This window comes from Tenacibaculum sp. SM2510 (genome assembly GCF_057002845.1).
In genome coordinates this window covers 2580331-2599574 of record NZ_CP192703.1, presented here as the reverse complement: position 1 = coordinate 2599574, position 19244 = coordinate 2580331, and the positions used below count along the sequence as shown (strand labels likewise).

Sequence of the window (19244 nt, the reverse complement as noted above, 5' to 3'; positions counted from 1 at the left end):
TTACTTAGTTAAGAAACCGTTTACTCTAGCATCTTTAATTACTGCAGAGATTCCTTTTTTATTAATATTTTTTAATGCAGAAGCAGATACTTTTAAAGTAATCCATTTATCTTCTTCTGGAATATAAAAACGCTTAGTCATTAAATTAGCGTTAAATTTTCTTTTAGTTCTATTTAATGCGTGAGAAACATTGTTCCCAACCATAGCTTTTTTTCCTGTAAGTTCACAAACTCTAGACATCTTCTTGACAGTTTTTAGTATTATTTCTAAACGAGGTGCAAATTTACGCATTTATATTGATTGCGCAAAAAAAACTCATTTAAATTCTTATTTTTTTTATATATTCTAACTGAAGCTAAGCATCTAGCCCATCGGAATCGTAACAGTTTGCAAATTTACAAATTATTTTAATAAAAATAACTTATATTATTAAATATTTAATAACTTATAAGCAAAGAACTTTTCACAAACAACAATAGTCTTAAACACAAAACTTTAGTTACTTTTTAATATATTTTCACGCAACAACTCAAGTGCTTTTGTAACTGTTCTGTTTAACACTTTTTCTCGCGGTTGCCCAAAGTTAAACTCATGTACTTCTACATTATTCTTTTCGGCAATAGCGATATAAACCAATCCCACATTCTTATTGTTATTATCAGTAGCAGGACCAGCATTTCCTGTTACCGCAATCGCATAATCCGTTTTTAACCGCTCTAAACAGCCAATTGCCATTTCTTTAGCAACCTCTTTACTTACAACTGTAAATTCATCAATTACTTCTTTTCGCACACCAAGTAATTGCTCTTTTAATGCCGCCGTATATGTAATAAAACCTCCTTTAAAATAAGCAGAAGATCCTGCTACCGAAACTAAATCGGCTCCTATTCTACCACCTGTTAAACTCTCTGCAACACTTACTGTTTTATTTAATCTTTTTAATAAACTACCAACACTCTTTTCAATAGACGCTTCATCATCATAACCTACAATAACATCAGAAATTAAGGCATTTAATTCCACAACTCTTTTAGCCACTTCTTTTTCGATAAATTCTTTATCAGCTCCTTTTGCTGAAATTCGCAATCTTACCTTACCAAAAGATGGCAAATACGCTAATTTAATGTATGATGGCAAATTATCCTCCCATGCGTCTATTCTTTCTGCAATAATACTTTCACCAACACCAACTGTCATTATTGTTGTGTGTGATATAAAAGGTAGTTTAAATTTATCTTGAATTTTAGGTAATACCGCATTCGTAATTAACCCTTTCATTTCATAAGGTACACCTGGCAATGATACAAAAACAGTATTGTTTTCATAAAACCACATACCAGGTGCGGTTCCGAAATGATTCATCAATAAAGTTGCTTTAGATGGTAATTGCGCCTGATATCTTTGAACCTCCTTAAAGGGATGGTTTATCTTTTTAAACAAACTCTTTATATGTTCAATTACTTCTGGATATTCAACAACTCCTTTATCATTAAAATATTCGGCAATTGTTTTTTTAGTAATATCATCTTTTGTTGGACCTAGCCCACCTGTTATAATTACGACATCTACCCTACTTTCTGCTTCTTTTAAAGCATTTAAGATATGTTGTTTTTCATCTTGAATAGAGGTTATTTGATATACTGAAACGCCTATTTTATTTAATTCCTGACCAATCCATTGTGAATTTGTATCCACAATTTGACCTATCAAAATTTCATCTCCAATTGTAATTATTTCTGCGTTCATATGCTCATTAAAAAAGAATCCCGCAAAAGCGGGATTTATATTTATTTTATTTTAATTTCAAAAGCTTGCTTACCTTCAATAACACCTGCTAAAATGTCGTTTTCTTCTACTTTACCAACTCCTGCAGGTGTTCCTGTAAAAATGACATCTCCTTTTTTTAAGGTAAAATACTGCGACACATAACTGATTAACTCATCAATCTTCCACAACATCCCAGAAGTATTTCCGTCTTGAACAACTTCATCATTTTTATGTAACTGAAAAGACAGATTCTCTAAGTCAAAATCTTCTTTTGGATAAAACTCGCCAATAATAGCACTACCATCAAAAGCTTTTGCTTTTTCCCATGGCAACCCTTTTTCTTTACATTTTGCTTGCACATCACGAGCTGTAAAATCGATTCCTAAACCGACAGTATCGTAATATTTATGTGCGAATTTTGGCGATATATGCTTACCAACCTTATTAATCTTTACCAACACCTCAACTTCATAATGTACATCATTAGAAAAAGGCGGAATAAAAAAAGGCATTTTCTTTGGAAGAATTGCTGAATCTGGCTTTAAAAAAACAACAGGACTTTCTGGCTTTTCATTTGCCAACTCTTCAATATGTTTGGCATAATTACGCCCAATACAAATTATTTTCATATTTAAAATAAAGGAGTCACTTCGAATAAAAGACAGCAATCTTTCCAAAAGATTACTTCGTCATACTTCCTCGTAATGACAAGGTTAATTTATAACTATAACATCATTGCAAATAAAACAAAATAACCCAACTAAAAGATCACTTCGTCATACTTCCTCGTAATGATTTTTTTAAACTAGAACGTCATTGAGAATAAAATGAAGCAATCTAACCAAGAGATTACTTCATCATACTTCCCCTAATGACAAGGTTAATTCTTAACTATAACATCATTGCAAATAAAACAAAATAACCCAACTAAAAGATTACTTCGTCATACTTCCTCGTAATGACAAGGTTAATTTTATAACTAGAACGTCATTGCGAATAAAATGAAGCAATCTAACCAAGAGATTACTTCGTTATACTTCCTCCTAATGACAAACTAAATACTCAGATCTATGGAATCCATGTTTTAGGAAAGTTTGGCTTCCTTTTTTCAAGAAAAGCATCCCTACCTTCTTTAGCTTCTTCTGTCATATATGCTAAACGTGTAACTTCACCGGCAAATACTTGCTGCCCTACCATTCCGTCATCTGTTAAGTTCATTGCAAACTTTAACATTTTTATTGATGTTGGCGATTTTTCTAAAATCTCTTGCGCCCAATCAAAAGCAGTTTGCTCTAATTCATCATGAGGTATCACAGCATTTACCATTCCCATGTCATAAGCTTCTTGCGCTGAATAGTTTCTTCCTAAAAAGAAAATTTCACGTGCTTTCTTTTGCCCTACCATTTTTGCTAAATATGCCGATCCGTATCCTGCATCAAACGAAGTTACATCAGCATCGGTTTGCTTAAAAATAGCATGTTCTTTACTTGCTAATGTTAAATCACAAACAACATGCAAACTATGACCGCCACCAACTGCCCAACCCGGAACAACACAAATTACTGCTTTTGGCATAAAACGAATTAATCGCTGTACTTCTAATATATTTAAACGGTGATAACCGTCTTTACCTACATATCCTTTTTCACCACGTGCATTTTGATCTCCACCAGAGCAGAAACTCCAAATTCCATCTTTAGTTGAAGGCCCTTCCGCAGATAACAATACCACTCCGATATTCGTATCTTCATGCGCATCCTGAAAAGCATCTAGCAATTCTGATGTTGTATGTGGACGAAATGCATTACGTACATTTGGACGGTTAAATGCTATTCTCGCTACATTGTGCGACTTTTTATAAGTAATATCTTCATACTCTTTGGCAACTTTCCATTGAGGCTGTATCATATTTTTAAAATATTATCGTTAGTAAGTAGAGCAAAAATAACACAATAACTTTGTTTTTCTTTTCTATATTTGAATGATATAATACGAATCTTATGAAACAACTATATTTTTTAGTCACTTTATTACTAAGTACCAGCCTTTTTTCGCAAAAAATAATTACCGAAAAAATTAACTCTAAAGAATTTATCAAGGGAAGGTCTGTAAAGATTTACATTCCTGAAAACTATGATAAAGATGAAACAGTTAGCTATCCTCTAGCAATTGTTTTAGGTGACCAATATCTTTTTGACATGTATGTAGGTAATGCTAAATTATACGCAAATACCGATAAAGCTCCGCGACAAATAGTTGTTGGAATAACCATGAAGGAAACTTATAATGAAGATGTTGCTATTATACCTTCAAACAACGCCTTAACTACGACTGCCGAAAAATTTCAGAGTTTCATAAAAAATGAATTGATTCCGCATATGGAATTAAACTACAGAACTTCCCCTTTTATGACCATTGTTGGACAAGGAAAAGGAGCCGATTTTGTTACCTATTTTTTAAAAGATGCACAACCTATTTTTAACTCATATCTTTGTATTACGCCTGAGCTTACCGATTTTAGCGCTGACAGAATTCAATCGTATTCTTTAGATAGATTAGGAGCTATCGATAACTCTTATTTTATATATGCCAGTAATAACCAAAAATTTATAAATCAGAAGCAAAACGACAGGTTTAATGAAATAGAAACTTACTTATCTTCTTTCACTGCTGAAAACATGCATATTACCTTTGATAAGTTTGTGAATGCTCCCAATTACTTATCAGTTATTGGTGAGACCATACCAAGAGCTTTCGAAAAAATGTTTTACTTATATGCCAAGATAACTAAAAACGAATTTGACACAAACATTAAAGAGCTAGGACCTTTAGAAGCTATAAAATATGTTGAACAAAAATATTTAGATATTCAATATTTATATGGCTCTAATTTAAACGTTAGATTGGATGACATTTTTGCTATTGAAGGGATCGTTATTGATAAATTAGATGGTGATTATTTACGTGTTTTAGGTGATTTTGTCATGATAAAATATCCTGATTCTCATATCGGTGATTTTTATGTGGGTAAATATTACGAAAAAGGAAAAGATTACGACAAGGCGGAATTTTACTACAAATCTGCTTATGGAAAAATGGAACCTTCTAACCCTAATGCAAATGCTTTTTACGAAAATATTAAGCGTGTAACTGGCCTAAAAGAAAGTCAACCAAAAGAGGAAATTATTGAAGATCTTCCTGAAGAGGATGATAATGAAGAGGAAAAAGAAGACGATAAATAAAGTATTATATCTAAAACAAAAACCGCGACTTAGTAATTAAGTCGCGGTTTTTTATTTTGTGTTCGTTTGTTACTTCAACAACTCAATTCTATCTTCTTTTAAAACAATTTTCTTGTCTTTATACAAACCCCCAATAGCCCTTTTAAAAGCTTTTTTACTCATTTGTAATCGAAACTTAATTGATTCTGGAGAGCTTTTATCTGTAAGCATTAAAAAACCTTTTTCATCTAACTTTCTAAGAATTACATCTGCATCTGTATCAATTACATTTCTAAAACCTTGAGGTCGTAAAGAAACATCTATCTTTCCGTCTTCTCTGATGTTTTTAACATAACCGTAAGTTTCCATACCTTCTTCGATATCCTGGTAAACCTCGCTATTAAATAACAAACCATCAAATTCATCATCAATTAAAACATTATATCCTAACGGAGTTTGTTCGATAATTTTTAAATTTACCTGATCTCCTTCTTGTAATCTATTTTGTGAATCCTCTTGTAATCCGTCTTCTAATTCCATTTTATAAGTTTTTAAAATAGTTCTTTAAAACTACGTCATTTATTTCTTTCGGAGTAAAAATCTCCATTATTTTTGGCTGATTTGATGTTTTATAAAAATCCTTCAACCCAATATTTAATTCTTCTAAATTAGAAACAGCCGTATAATTAAAACTATACATTTTTGCCAAATGCTCAGCTGTTAGGCTATGCGGAGTTTCGAAATACCTTGCCGCATTGGTTGACAAAGGACCGGGAATTACTCTAAAAATCCCACCTCCATCATTGTTTAATATAATGATTCTAAAGTTTTTCGGAATATTTGTATTCCACAAACCATTACTATCGTAAAAAAAACTTAAATCTCCGGTTATAAAAACAGTAGGTTCTTTATCTGCAAATGCAGCTCCTACAGCTGTACTTGTACTACCATCAATTCCGCTTGTACCTCTGTTACAAAACACGCGCAAGGTTGAATTCAAATTAAACAATTGAGAATATCTAATTATCGAACTATTACTAATTTGCACCTGGTAATTATCAGGAATAAATTTTAAAATAGCTTCAAAAGATTTTAAATCAGAATATTCGCAATCAACTAAATAATGATCGTGTTTAGAGTTTCTATTTTTATTTATAATTAACCAATCTTTTTGATAATTGCTCTTTATAATATTTGTTCGACTTTCTATTTTTTGTAAAAAATAAACAGGCTTTTCTTGTATAAATTCAGACAAACAATGATAGGTATCCATTGTCGTTAACTCATCAATATGCCAATGTTGTTTTGGTTGATGCTTTCTTAAAAACTGTTTTATTTTTTTAGAAACTACCATTCCTCCTAGAGTTACTAAAAGATCTGGCTGTAATTCTAAAAAGTCAGTTTCAGTTAGCGGAAAAATAAGTTTATCAATCGCATTGATAAATTTTGGATGGTATAAGTTTGAAGTTGTTTCTGTTAAAATTAATACCGATTCATCTTCAACAAACCTATTAAGTATATTTTGTAATTCAGTATCCGGAAAATTACTTCCCACCAAAAGCATTTTTTTAGTGGATGCGTTCCAAATTTCAGATAGTTTTTGATAATTAACAGATTGCTTTACTTCGTTCGCAATGACGTTCGAAAAATTAAATTCTTTTAAATCAGCAACCGTTTCATACAACGGCTCATTAAAAGGAACATTAATATGCACTGGCCCTTTTTTAGTGATTGCCGTTTGCAATGCCTCTGCTAATAAATCGCTATTATTTTCTAATTGATTTTCTTCCTCTACTAAATTCGCGGAAAACAAAATATGGTTTTCAAACACATTTTCTTGACGAATGGTTTGTCCGTCGCCAATATCAATTAAATGCTTAGGCCTATCTGCCGATATTATTATTAACGGAATATTACTATAAAAAGCTTCCGCTATTGCGGGATAATAATTTAACAACGCCGAACCTGATGAACAAATAATCGCCACCGGTTTGCGTTTTTGCTGCGCGATTCCCATAGCAAAAAAAGCAGCACTTCGCTCATCAACAACACTTAACGTTTCTATAGCTTGGTGGTTAGAAAACCCTATAGTTAACGGTGCGTTTCTTGAGCCAGGCGAAATAACAACCGTATCAATATTATATTGATGACAGGCTGAAATAACTAATTGTGCAAGTTCTTTTTTCGGGAACATTTGTTATAGTTTAAAAATGTCATTCTAAAGCAAAAACTTTAAAATGACATTTTATAATAAAATCAACAATGTTGATTAATTTCCTTTTTTATAATCTTCTAAAAACTTTGCTAAACCAATATCCGTTAATGGGTGTTTTAACAAACCTTCAATAGCACTTAAAGGCCCCGTCATTACATCAGAACCTAATTTGGCGCAATCAATAATATGCATTGTATGACGTACCGATGCAGCTAAAATTTGTGTTTCGAACATATAGTTATCATAAATCTGACGAATTTCTGAGATTAAATTTAATCCGTCGGTAGAAATATCATCTAAACGCCCAATAAACGGAGAAACATACGTTGCTCCTGCTTTTGCCGCCAATAAAGCTTGCCCTGCAGAAAACACTAACGTTACGTTTGTTTTAATTCCTTTTGATGAAAAATATTTACAGGCTTTTATTCCGTCTTTTATCATTGGTAATTTTACCACGATTTGAGGATTTAAAGCAGCTAAAGCTTCACCTTCTTTTACCATTCCGTCAAAATCTGTTGAAATTACCTCAGCAGAAACATCACCTTCTACTAATTCGCAAATTGCTTTGTAGTGGTTTATAATGTTTACTTCTCCTGTAATTCCTTCTTTTGCCATTAAAGACGGATTAGTGGTTACACCATCTAAAATACCTAAAGCTTGTGCTTCTTTAATCTGATCTAAGTTAGCTGTATCTATAAAAAATTTCATGTTATATATATTATATGATTGTGTTCTAATTTATTTAAAATCCTGCTTTCTAAAGCCTTGCAAATTTACAATTTATAATGGTTCATTAACAGCTTTTCATAAAATTTATCTGGTAAAACTCGTTTTAAAACAACTGAGAATTTCTCCATAAATCCGCCTATTTTGTAATGAATATTAGGATTTTTTTTCTCTATAATTTGATGAATTGCTTTTGCCATTATTTTTGGATCCATTCCTGAATTTACATGACCATCCATTAAAGCTAAATTCTCTGTATACGTTTCTTTATATGCTGAATTTTCATAAACCGGTGTATGAAATCTTCCTGATGCAATATTGGTTGCAAAATCTCCTGGCGCCACATTTATCACCTTTATTCCGAAACTTTTAACCTCCATACTTAAAGCTTCGGTTACCAGTTCTAAAGCACCTTTACTTGCAGAATAAATCCCTCTAAAAGGCAATCCCATATACCCCGCTATCGAGGTAACATTTATTATTGTTCCCGATTTTTGCTTTCGCATTTGTGGCAATACTGATTTAGCTACATCTATAACGCCGAAAAAATTAGTATTAAAATTAGCACGCATTTCATCAGTCGGAGTGTCTTCTATCGCCCCTGTTATTCCTTTACCTGCATTATTAATTAACACATCTATTCTGCCTTCTTTTTCAATTACAGTACTTACTGCGGAATCTATTGTTTCAGGGGCCGTAACATCTAAAGCAACCATCTTAAAAGGTACGTTTACTTTAGCAGGATTCCTACTTGTACCGTAAACTGTATAATTTTTAGCATGTAAATAAGTAGCAATTGCTTTTCCTATTCCAGAAGAAGCTCCTGTTATTAATATTACTTTCGACATTCATTTTTAATTTTATACAAATATCTTAAAGTTAGCTATAATAAAAAAAGACTTTAAACACTTATATTAGCAACTCGCTGCAAGAACACAATCGTTATGAGTAAAAAATCAATTTTTAGTATTTTATTTTTTCTAATTAGTTTTAGTTTATTAGCACAAACATCATTATTCGAACACACTAAAACATTTACAAAACAAGATACACTTCGTGGATCTATAACTCCAGAAAGAGCTTGGTGGAATTTAACTTACTATCACTTAGATATTACCGTAAATCCTGACAAGAAATTTATCAACGGAAAAAATACGGTGCAGTACAAAGTTTTAAAACCTCACAATGTTTTACAAATTGATTTGCAAGCTCCTTTAAAAATTACCAAAGTAATTCAGAACGGAAAAAAATTAAAAGTAGTTACCAACAGAAATGCACATTTTATTCAATTAAAAGATATACAGAAAATTGGAAGTATAAATTCGTTAGATGTGTATTACGAAGGGCATCCGAAAGTTGCAAAAAACGCTCCTTGGGATGGCGGATTTTCATGGAAAAAAGATGGAAACGGAAATCATTTTGCTGCTACTTCTTGCCAAGGTTTAGGTGCTAGTGTTTGGTGGCCAAACAAAGACCACATGTATGACGAAGTAGATAGTATGGCAATTAGCGTACGCGTTCCTAAAGACTTAATGAACGTTTCTAACGGAAAACTACGTAAAATAGAACAACACAAAGACAATACAACAACCTACCACTGGTTTGTAAATAACCCTATTAATAACTACGGAGTAAATGTAAACATTGGTGACTATGTACATTTTTCTGAAAAATATAAAGGTGAAGACGGAATACTTGATATGGATTATTATGTATTGCGTGATAATTTAGAAAAAGCAAAAAAACAATTTAAAGATGCTCCAAAAATGATGAAAGCTTTTGAGCATTGGTTTGGAAAATACCCTTTTTATGAAGACGGATTTAAGCTCGTAGAAGCTCCGTATTTAGGAATGGAACACCAAAGTTCTGTTACCTACGGAAATAAATATATGAACGGATATTTAGGTAGAGATTTATCAGGAACAGGTTGGGGTTTAAAATTCGATTTTATTATTATTCATGAATCTGGTCATGAATGGTTTGCTAATAATATTACCAATATTGATATTGCTGACATGTGGATTCATGAAAGCTTTACCGCCTATTCTGAAAATTTATTTTTAGATTATTACTATGGTAAAAAAGCATCAAAAGAATATGTTATCGGAACTCGTAGAAGTGTTCAGAACGATATTCCAATCATTGGTCAATACAACGTAAACAGTGAAGGTTCTGGCGACATGTATTATAAAGGAGCTAACATGTTACACAATATTAGAACCTTAATTAATGATGATGAAAAATGGCGCCAAATTTTACGCGGATTAAACACTGTTTTTTATCACAAAACCGTAAACACTAAACAAGTTGAAAACTACATCTCGCAACAATCAGGAATTGATTTAAGTACCATTTTTGATCAATATTTACGTACCGTTAAAATTCCGATTTTTGAATATAAAATAGAAAACAACAATCTTTCTTATCGATGGAACAATGTTGTTACTAATTTTAATATGCCTTTAAATATTTTAGTTGATGATAAAAACAAACAGTTAAACCCAACTGAAAAATGGCAAACTATTAGCGTTAATTCTATCAAAATTAAAGTTGATGACAATTTTTATATTAATATTAAAAAAGTAATTTAAAGTTTGATTCTTACAAATACTGGCTAATTGGCAATCTAATTTCACAAAAACATTACATAAATGTCATTTATACATTATTTATTACCAACTATACAAAACAGCTAATTACATCATGTAATAACAAACTAAACATGTAAATTTGTGTAAGGGAAATATTAACACAAACTATTAAATCATGGCTAAACAATTACACAAGTGGGGACTAGGTGTTTTTAAAACAACAATGAGTCAATTATCAGAATTAGGGAAAGCTGCAAGTTATGCTATCAATAATTAATTAAGAATAAACCATAAAAAAACATCCATTTTACACAAAATGGATGTTTTTATTTTTACGAAAATTTCTACCTCTACAACTTCAAATCTATACTTTCGAAAATTTCATCTATACAACCTGTTATAAAATACAATTCATCATTTTTCATTGGGTGACGAAAAGCAAATTCATAACAACTAGAAATAATTTCTTTGGTTACCTCTAACAATTCAGAAGAATAATTTTTTAATTCACCGCCAAAAGCACAATTTACCTCAATAATAAATATTTATTTATAGTATAAACAGCTATTACTTGAGAATAAAGTCAAATTGATTTTTTAAAATCTCTTTTTTAAGTAAAATTATTTTTCTTTTTTAAAAAACACATTTTTAAAACCAAATCAACATATAATTAATTACTTTAAAGTAAAATTCACTTTTAAAACATAAATTAAAGATTAAATTTGTTTATTTTGTAATAAAAATAAATTATGTCATCAAAAAACACTGTACAAAGTTTAAATTCTGAAAAGACATTTGTCTCTCCAGAATACATTCGCAATCGCTTCTCTACGATTATGTCTGACATGTATAAGAACGAAGTACCTCTTTACGGTGAACTACTTGATTTGGTTCAGGAAATCAACAACAATGTTATTTCAGAATCTAAAGAAATAAAAGAGCAATTAGAACGTACTGGAGAAATTACGCGACTAAATATGGAGCGTCACGGAGCAATTCGTTTAGGTAAACCATATGAGTTATTTACAATGAGACGTCTATTTAAAGTTATGGGAATGTTCCCGCTTGGATATTATGATTTAGCATCAGCTGGCGTCCCTGTTCATTCAACAGCATTTAGAGCTATTGAAAACACTGCACTTAACCAAGCTCCTTTTAGAGTTTTTACCTCTTTATTACGCTTAGATTTAATTCATGATGATAAGCTTCGTAACAATATTGAAACTATTTTAGAAAATCGTCAAATTTTCACTAAAAAAGCGCTGGAATTAATTGACAAATCTGAAAAAGAAAACGGTTTAAATAAAGAAGATGCCGAAACTTTTGTTCAAGAAGCACTAGAAACTTTTCGATGGCATGAAACCGCTACGGTAGAGCACGAAATGTACGAAGCCTTAGTCGGTCAGCACAGATTAATTGCTGATGTTGTTGCTTTTAAAGGCCCTCATATCAATCACCTAACACCAAGAACTTTAGATATTGATAAGGTGCAAGCTAATATGGAAGTTCGTAATATCCCTCCAAAAGACACTATAGAAGGACCTCCTACAAGAAAGTGCCCAATTTTATTACGTCAAACAAGCTTTAAAGCATTGACCGAAAAAGTAACTTTTAAGGATAAGGTTGGAAATGGAAAAACAGGAGAACATAAAGCTCGTTTTGGAGAAATTGAGCAGCGTGGTGTGGCATTAACTAAAAAAGGACAAGACTTATATAATGAGTTATTAGGTAAAACTCGTAAAACAATTGGCGGATCACCGAATGCTGAAAATGCTTCAGAGTATAACCTATTATTAAAAGAAAATTTTAAAAACTTCCCTGATAGCTATGAAGAAATGCAATCAGAAGAGTTAGCTTATTTTCATTACTTTACTACTGATAAAATAAAAAGTTTATCACAAGATAAAACGCATTCAAAATCAGACGTAAACCAATTATTAAAGGATGGTTATTTAACTATAGAGCCAATGGTTTATGAAGATTTCTTACCTGTAAGTGCAGCAGGAATTTTCGCTTCAAACTTAGGTACAGATGATGCAAAACGAGAATATGAAGAAACCTCTAATCAATTATTGTTTGAAAAACACTTAGGAGAACCTGTTTACCAATTGATAACCTGGTATGAAAATATGCAAGACGAAACCATTCAAAAATGTTTAACACAAATAAATGAGTAATATTAAAAATGTAGTCTCATAAATAATATGCAACTACATTGTTTTTATAAAAAGAGTTGGTGTCTTTATAATTTGAATTCACGCTAATAAAACATAACAAAATCATTCTTTTGAAAAATCAATTTGATTATATAGACAAGCAAATATTATTAAAATTACGGTTAGACGCTCGTAAAGCCTATTCTCAGATAGCTAAAGAATTGAAAGTTTCCAATTCTTTAGTACACCAACGTATAAAAAAACTTACCGCCGAAGGTGTTATAAAGAATGCCGAATTTATTTTAGAAGAAAACAAATTAGGCTACAAAACAAAATCTTATACTGGTATTCGTTTACGTGAAGCTCGTTTTGCAAAAGACGTAATGAATGAACTAAAAAAAATACCTGAAATTACCGAATGTAATTTTGTGTCAGGTATTTATGCTATTTTTATATTGGTATACGCTACAGATAATGAGCATTTACAAAAAATATTGTACGACAAAGTTCATTTAATAAATGGCGTGGCAGGAACCGATACTTTTATTTGTTTTGACACTTGTTTTAAAAGGAATATACCTATAGAATAATGGCTACTAAAACAGCAGCAGTTTTATAGACAAGGGGTAAAAGAAAGAACCTATTTACTAAACGAATTAATGATTTTACAATAGTATTTTCATTAGTGAAAAAAGAAAATTTAAGTAGCGATTGGATTGGTAGAACTCTTGATAAAATTACTTTTAATGATTTAAAAAAGAAATTAAATATTGATATTTGTGGAGAAAACGGAGAATATCACACTACGATTTTAAATACTCCCTTTTTTAAACATAAAATAGTAGTAAATGAAATTAAGGTTACTGAAAACGATCAATATTACTATTTAAAAACAATACTATAAACCTTTTAGGTGCTTAGATAATGGCAAAAACAACACAATTACTAGATTTAGAAAAGAGTTTAAAAGGTGAATTATTTTTTGATAATTTACACAAAACTTTATATGCTACCGATGCATCTGTTTATCGTAAAATTCCATTAGCAGTAGCTTATCCGAAGGATAGTGAAGATCTTAAAACCTTAATTACTTTTGCTACAGAAAACAACACTACTTTAATTCCGAGAGCCGCAGGAACTTCTTTAGCAGGTCAATGTGTTGGAGACGGAATTGTAGTTGACGTTTCTAAACATTTTACTAATATTTTAGCTTTTGATGAGCAGCAAAAAACCATAACTGTTCAACCAGGAATTATACGAGATGATTTAAATAGATTCTTAAAACCTTTCGGATTATTTTTTGGCCCAAACACCTCAACTTCTAACCGCTGTATGATTGGCGGAATGGTAGGAAATAATTCATCAGGGAGCACCTCTATTCGTTACGGAGTTACACGCGATAAAGTGTTAGCTATCGAAGGGTTATTATCTGACGGAAGTAATGTTCTTTTTACCGAAATTACTTCACAGGAATTCAATCAAAAAAAAATAGAAAACTCTTTAGAAGGCACTATTTATAGAACCATTTATACAGAACTTTCTCAAGAAGCAATTCAACAAGAAATAATAAATGAATTTCCGAAACCAGAAATTCACAGACGAAATACAGGTTATGCAGTAGATGAATTCTTAACCTCTGATTTGTTCGGCGGAAAAGAACCTACTATTAATACCGCAAAATTTTTATCAGGTAGTGAAGGAACGTTAGTATTCTCAACCGAAATCACAATCCAATTAAACGACTTACCTCCTACTTATAGCATTATGGTTTGTCCGCATTTTACCAACGTAAACGAGAGTTTAAAAGCCACGGTAACAGCTATGAATCACAAGTTATATGCCTGTGAATTGATGGATAAAGTAATTTTAGATTGCACCAAAAACAACCGAGAGCAAACTAAAAATCGTTTCTTTTTACAAGGCGATCCTGAAGCTGTTTTAATGCTAGAAGTTTCTGCAAACACCCTTGAAGAAGCAGAAATACAAGCAGATAAATTAATAGAAGATTTAAAAATAAATAACTTCGGATATCATTATCCGAAAGTATACGGAGAAGACATTGCTAAAGTCCATCACTTGCGTAAAGCTGGTTTAGGTTTACTAGGTAATATTGTGGGAGACATGAAAGCGGTTGCTTGTATTGAAGACACTGCGGTTGCTTTAAACGACTTACCTGAATACATTGAAGAGTTTACCCAAATAATGGATAAATATAAGCAAAACGCTGTGTATTATGCACATGCTGGAGCTGGGGAATTACACTTACGCCCCATTTTGAATTTAAAAAAGCAAGAGGATGTTGTTTTATTCAGAAAAATAACGACAGAAACTGCTCAACTTGTAAAGAAATATAAAGGTTCTTTTAGTGGTGAGCATGGAGACGGAATTGTACGTGCAGAATTTATTCCATTAATGATTGGTACTAAAAATTACGAATTGTTAAGACGAATAAAAAAAGCATTCGACCCGAATAACGTATTTAACAAAGGAAAAATTACAGATGCTTTTCCTATGGATAAAAGTTTGCGTTATGAAATCGACAGAAAAGAACCTGTTATAAAAACATTACAAGATTTTTCTGAAAGCGAAGGCATTTTAAAATTGGCTGAAAAATGTAACGGTTCTGGTGATTGCCGTAAATCTCCTGAAGCAGGCGGAACATTATGTCCGAGTTACAGAGCTACCAAAAACGAAAAAGAAACTACACGAGCAAGAGCCAATATGTTGCGTGAAGTTTTAACTAATAACACTGCCAAAAACAAATTCGATTCTAAAGAACTAAAAGAGGTTTTAGATCTTTGCTTAAGCTGTAAAGCTTGTGCCACAGAATGCCCTAGTAATGTTGATATCGCTTCTATGAAAGCTGAGTTTTTGTATCAATACCAAGAAACTAACGGCTATTCTTTTCGCAGTAAATTATTTGCCAACAATGCAAAATATAATAAATTAGGGAGCAAGCTTCCTACAATAACAAACTTTTTTACCAATACTTTATTGGCTAAAAAAATAATGGGAGTGGCCACACAACGCTCGGTTCCTAAATTAGGAAAACAGCCTTTAGATAGCTGGTTAAAGAAACAAATTGTCATTTCGAGCGCAGACGAGAAGACCTCTAAAAAAACTGTTTATTTATTCAACGATGAATTTACCAATTTTTATGATGCCGAAGTTGGTAAAGATGCTGTAATCGTCTTAGAAAAATTAGGTTACGAAGTAAAATATAATAACCACGAAGAAAGCGGTCGTAGTCATATTTCTAAAGGATTTTTAAAAGAAGCTAAAGAATTGGCTAATAAAAATATTGCTATTTTTAAAGATACAATCTCTGAAGAGACTCCGTTAATAGGAATAGAACCTTCTGCTATTTTAACTTTTAGAGATGAATATATTCGTTTAGCAGACGATAAATCATCCGCAGAAAAAATAGCTGAAAATGTTTTTACTATTGAAGAGTTTCTAGCTTCTGAAATTAAAAAAGGCAATATTAACAAGTCTTTATTTACTTCTGAAACCAAGGAGCTTAAAATTCACGGGCACTGTCATCAAAAGGCATTATCATCAACACACGCTAGTTTTACGATGTTAAATATCCCGAAGAACTACAAAGTTACCATTATGAATACCGGTTGTTGTGGTATGGCTGGTAGTTTTGGGTACGAAAAAGAGCATTACAAAGTAAGTATGCAAGTTGGCGAAGACACACTATTTCCTAAAATTAGAAACTGTGCTATAGAAACAGAAATAGCTGCAGCAGGAACAAGTTGTCGCCATCAAATTTATGACGGAACCAAACGCACAGCGAAACACCCTATTACTATTTTAAAAGAAGCATTGTCTTAATTAATTGATTTTCATGTATTTATTTTGTATTTTTAAACATCTGTTAATTTAAAACACCATGTTATGAGCAGTACTAAAATAATAATTAACAATGCTTTACTAATTTTTGCAGGAATTGTAGGTTTTTTTTTATTAATGAAAATTTTAGGATTAGACGAGGTTTCAGAACTACGTTTATTAAACTTTACCTTTGTTGTTTGGGGGATAAACAATGCTATAAAAACGAATATCAACACAAACAAAGAGTCTTTGTATTTTAACAATTTTTCTATAGGTATAGGAACGTCTATTGTTGCTGTTGGTTTAACAATTATTGGTTTAATTATTTATGTAGACTTTATAAATCCTGCATTTATAAACATATTAGAAGACTCTGCTTTTTGGGGGCAAAATTTAAGCCTCGGTTTAATTGTTTTTGCTTTAGCTATTGAAGGTATTGCTTCTTCGGTTATTTGTTCTTTTATTTTAATGCAGTATTACAAAAACTACAAGCCAGTAGTTAATAACATTTAACCTTCTTTAATTTACCTACAAACAATCTTTTAAAAATTTTCTTATCTATTTAAAAAAAAGCCTCTGATTAAATCGAAGGCTTTTTTTTTACAAACCTTATACTATAACTGAATCCTTTTTTATTTTAAAAATATCTCTGCCATCATGCAACGTGCACTACCTCCTCCACAAAATTCAATAGTCTCTAATGATGAATGAATAATTGCGTTGTGTTTTTCTATTTTTTGCAACTGTTCTTTTGTTAATGACTTATATGCCGATGAGCTCATTATTAAAAAACGTTCGTTATTGGCGCCTTTTACTTGTAGCATATTCCCCGCAAATTGATTTACTTGCTTTTCGGTAATAGCTATAATTTCTTTTTTATCAGATTTGAAATGTTTTAAAACATTTTTCTTTTCTTTTTTATCATCAATTGCCTCTAAACAAATTACAGCAAAATTTTCTGCAACACACATCATTACATTTGTGTGATAAATAGCCTCTCGCTTTTCATTTATAGTTTGATTTGCTGTAAATATAACAGGCGTGTATTCAAAATCTTCACAAAACTCAATGAACAATTCCTCATCCGCCCTCGGCGATAAAGCACAATATGCTTTGTTGTTTGTACGATCTAAAATCATACTTCCAGTTCCTTCTAAGAAAACACCTTCTTCTTCAGCTTCAGAATAATCAATTACATTTTTAATTTCAAAACCTTTTGTTTCTAAAATTTCTAATACGTCTTCTCTTTTTTCTAAACGCCTGTTCTCAGCAAACATTGGATAAATAGCTACATCTCCATTTTCATGAAAAGATATCCAGTTATTTGGAAACAAGGCGTCTGGAGTATCGGGCTCTTTACTATCTTCAATAACGATAACATTAACACCTACCGCTCTTAACTTAATTACAAAAGCATCAAATTCTTGCTGCGCTTTTGCATTAATCGTAGTTGGTAACATACCAGCTAATTCTTGCTGGTAATAATTATTTATAGCTGTTTGCTCGTTCATTCTAAAACTCGCCGGACGAACCATTAAAATAGTGTTGGTGGTTTGTTGCATGCTCTTAAAGTATCATTTTTATTTTTTCTTACTAATAATATCTACCAAATAACTTGCGTCTTTTGAAACGCCTCCTAAAGTTGCTGACCCACGAGTAAACATCCAAGGTAAACCTATAAAATACAAGCCATCTATATTACTTACGCCTCTATAATTTTTGGGATATGCATCTTCATCTAACTCCAAACCTTCGATCCATTTAAAATTCGGACGATATCCTGTTGCCCAAACAATATTTTTGATGGTTGTTATTTTACCTTTTTCAAACACCATCTCTGTATTTAAAGCATCTTTAGTCCTTCCTACAGCGATTACATTTTCTCTAGATAAAATTTCTTTAACATCTGTACCAATAACTGGCTGTATTGATGAATTTATACGCTTTCCAATCCAACTATACTTACTATAACTTAAAAAACCAATTAAAGTAAACCACCACCAAAGGGTTTTACCTAAAAATTGCTGTGGTAGTGACCTTACGTTGGTGTTTCCTGAAAAATAAACGGTTCTGTTTTTATCTTTAGAAATCTCATCTAAAATCTGATATCCAGAATCTCCTGCTCCAACTACTAATGCATCTCCTTTTTGTAATTGATCTACTCTTTTATAGTAGTTACTATGCATTTGAGAAACAGTTTCTGATATTTTCGTGTGACAAGGAGGTGTATAAGGAATGTGAAATGGTCCTGTGGCAACAATTACATTTTTAGTTTGAATTTCACCATCTTTATGAGAAACGTAAAACCCTTTTTCATTTTTCCTCACAGATGTAATTAATGTATCTAATTGTAAAGGAATTTCAAATTTTTCTACATATAATTTAAAGTAATTACTAACTTCAAATTTAGTGGGATAATGCCCTTTTGATGCATTGAATTTCATACCTGGCAAGTGATTGTACTCCGTAGGTGTAAATAACTTTAAAGAATCCCATCTATTTAACCAAGAAGCACCAATCTCTTTTTCACCATCAATAACTACAAACTTTTTTCCCATTTTTTTTAAATGGTAAGCCATCGATAATCCTGCTTGTGCTCCTCCAATTATTACATAATCTAACATTTGTTCTTCTTTATCGTTTTACACGCCAAAGGTAAAAACAAAATACTACCTAGATACTATAATTTAAATTATAGTATCTAGGTAGTATTTTGTTTTCTTAAAGA

Annotated in this window: 17 protein-coding genes; 7 read left to right on the top strand and 10 right to left on the bottom strand. The window is 31.5% G+C overall.

What is annotated here, in order from left to right:
- From rpmB to ACQ629_RS11795, 4 genes are all read right to left on the bottom strand, one after another.
- On the bottom strand, window positions 1-240 hold the full coding sequence (gene rpmB, locus ACQ629_RS11810; protein WP_218773071.1) for a 50S ribosomal protein L28: 240 nt from the start codon (window positions 238-240) through the stop codon (window positions 1-3).
- Window positions 241-495: 255 nt separating this feature from the next.
- Complete coding sequence (locus tag ACQ629_RS11805) at window positions 496-1746, bottom strand: competence/damage-inducible protein A (RefSeq protein ID WP_483705183.1); 1251 nt, start codon at window positions 1744-1746, stop codon at window positions 496-498.
- Window positions 1747-1787: 41 nt separating this feature from the next.
- A complete protein-coding gene (locus tag ACQ629_RS11800; RefSeq protein ID WP_483705181.1) occupies window positions 1788-2396 on the bottom strand; it encodes a fumarylacetoacetate hydrolase family protein in 609 nt (202 codons plus the stop codon).
- Window positions 2397-2835: 439 nt separating this feature from the next.
- Window positions 2836-3675, bottom strand: coding sequence for a 1,4-dihydroxy-2-naphthoyl-CoA synthase (locus ACQ629_RS11795; RefSeq protein ID WP_483705179.1), 840 nt, complete (start codon window positions 3673-3675; stop codon window positions 2836-2838).
- A 92-nt stretch (window positions 3676-3767) separates the two neighbouring features.
- On the opposite strand from ACQ629_RS11795, the gene ACQ629_RS11790 reads away from it, so the two are divergent.
- Window positions 3768-5009 (top strand): alpha/beta hydrolase-fold protein, encoded by a 1242-nt coding sequence (locus ACQ629_RS11790; RefSeq protein WP_483705177.1) that lies wholly within the window; start codon window positions 3768-3770, stop codon window positions 5007-5009.
- 69 nt (window positions 5010-5078) lie between these two features.
- Here ACQ629_RS11790 and ACQ629_RS11785 read toward each other — a convergent pair whose 3' ends face one another.
- The 4 genes from ACQ629_RS11785 to ACQ629_RS11770 all read right to left on the bottom strand — a co-directional run bounded on the left by ACQ629_RS11785 (window position 5079) and on the right by ACQ629_RS11770 (window position 8777).
- Complete coding sequence (locus tag ACQ629_RS11785; protein ID WP_483705175.1) at window positions 5079-5528, bottom strand: S1 RNA-binding domain-containing protein; 450 nt, start codon at window positions 5526-5528, stop codon at window positions 5079-5081.
- 1 nt (window position 5529) lies between these two features.
- Entirely contained in the window at window positions 5530-7182 is a 1653-nt protein-coding gene (gene menD / locus ACQ629_RS11780) for a 2-succinyl-5-enolpyruvyl-6-hydroxy-3-cyclohexene-1-carboxylic-acid synthase (protein WP_483705173.1), read from the bottom strand.
- 75 nt (window positions 7183-7257) lie between these two features.
- On the bottom strand, window positions 7258-7911 hold the full coding sequence (gene fsa, locus ACQ629_RS11775) for a fructose-6-phosphate aldolase (protein WP_218773078.1): 654 nt from the start codon (window positions 7909-7911) through the stop codon (window positions 7258-7260).
- A gap of 65 nt (window positions 7912-7976) precedes the next feature.
- Complete coding sequence (locus ACQ629_RS11770; RefSeq protein WP_483705171.1) at window positions 7977-8777, bottom strand: SDR family oxidoreductase; 801 nt, start codon at window positions 8775-8777, stop codon at window positions 7977-7979.
- A 96-nt stretch (window positions 8778-8873) separates the two neighbouring features.
- On the opposite strand from ACQ629_RS11770, the gene ACQ629_RS11765 reads away from it, so the two are divergent.
- The 6 genes from ACQ629_RS11765 to ACQ629_RS11740 all read left to right on the top strand — a co-directional run bounded on the left by ACQ629_RS11765 (window position 8874) and on the right by ACQ629_RS11740 (window position 17029).
- Window positions 8874-10520, top strand: a complete 1647-nt coding sequence (locus tag ACQ629_RS11765) for a M1 family metallopeptidase (protein ID WP_483705169.1) — start codon at window positions 8874-8876, stop codon at window positions 10518-10520.
- 749 nt (window positions 10521-11269) lie between these two features.
- Complete coding sequence (gene hglS, locus ACQ629_RS11760; RefSeq protein WP_483705167.1) at window positions 11270-12697, top strand: 2-oxoadipate dioxygenase/decarboxylase HglS; 1428 nt, start codon at window positions 11270-11272, stop codon at window positions 12695-12697.
- A gap of 110 nt (window positions 12698-12807) precedes the next feature.
- A complete protein-coding gene (locus tag ACQ629_RS11755; protein WP_483705165.1) occupies window positions 12808-13266 on the top strand; it encodes an Lrp/AsnC family transcriptional regulator in 459 nt (152 codons plus the stop codon).
- A 65-nt stretch (window positions 13267-13331) separates the two neighbouring features.
- On the top strand, window positions 13332-13580 hold the full coding sequence (locus tag ACQ629_RS11750) for a Dph6-related ATP pyrophosphatase (RefSeq protein ID WP_483707223.1): 249 nt from the start codon (window positions 13332-13334) through the stop codon (window positions 13578-13580).
- 20 nt (window positions 13581-13600) lie between these two features.
- Entirely contained in the window at window positions 13601-16516 is a 2916-nt protein-coding gene (locus ACQ629_RS11745) for an FAD-binding and (Fe-S)-binding domain-containing protein (protein ID WP_483705163.1), read from the top strand.
- Between the two features lie 63 nt (window positions 16517-16579).
- Window positions 16580-17029, top strand: coding sequence for a hypothetical protein (locus ACQ629_RS11740; RefSeq protein ID WP_483705161.1), 450 nt, complete (start codon window positions 16580-16582; stop codon window positions 17027-17029).
- A gap of 119 nt (window positions 17030-17148) precedes the next feature.
- Here the strand turns inward: ACQ629_RS11740 and ctlX are convergent, their stop codons facing one another.
- Both ctlX and ACQ629_RS11730 read right to left on the bottom strand, forming a co-directional pair.
- The gene (gene ctlX, locus ACQ629_RS11735) at window positions 17149-18078 is read right to left on the bottom strand and encodes a citrulline utilization hydrolase CtlX (RefSeq protein WP_483705159.1); all 930 of its coding nucleotides are present in this window, start codon (window positions 18076-18078) and stop codon (window positions 17149-17151) included.
- A gap of 18 nt (window positions 18079-18096) precedes the next feature.
- Entirely contained in the window at window positions 18097-19140 is a 1044-nt protein-coding gene (locus ACQ629_RS11730; RefSeq protein ID WP_483705157.1) for a flavin-containing monooxygenase, read from the bottom strand.
- Window positions 19141-19244: the final 104 nt, after the last annotated feature.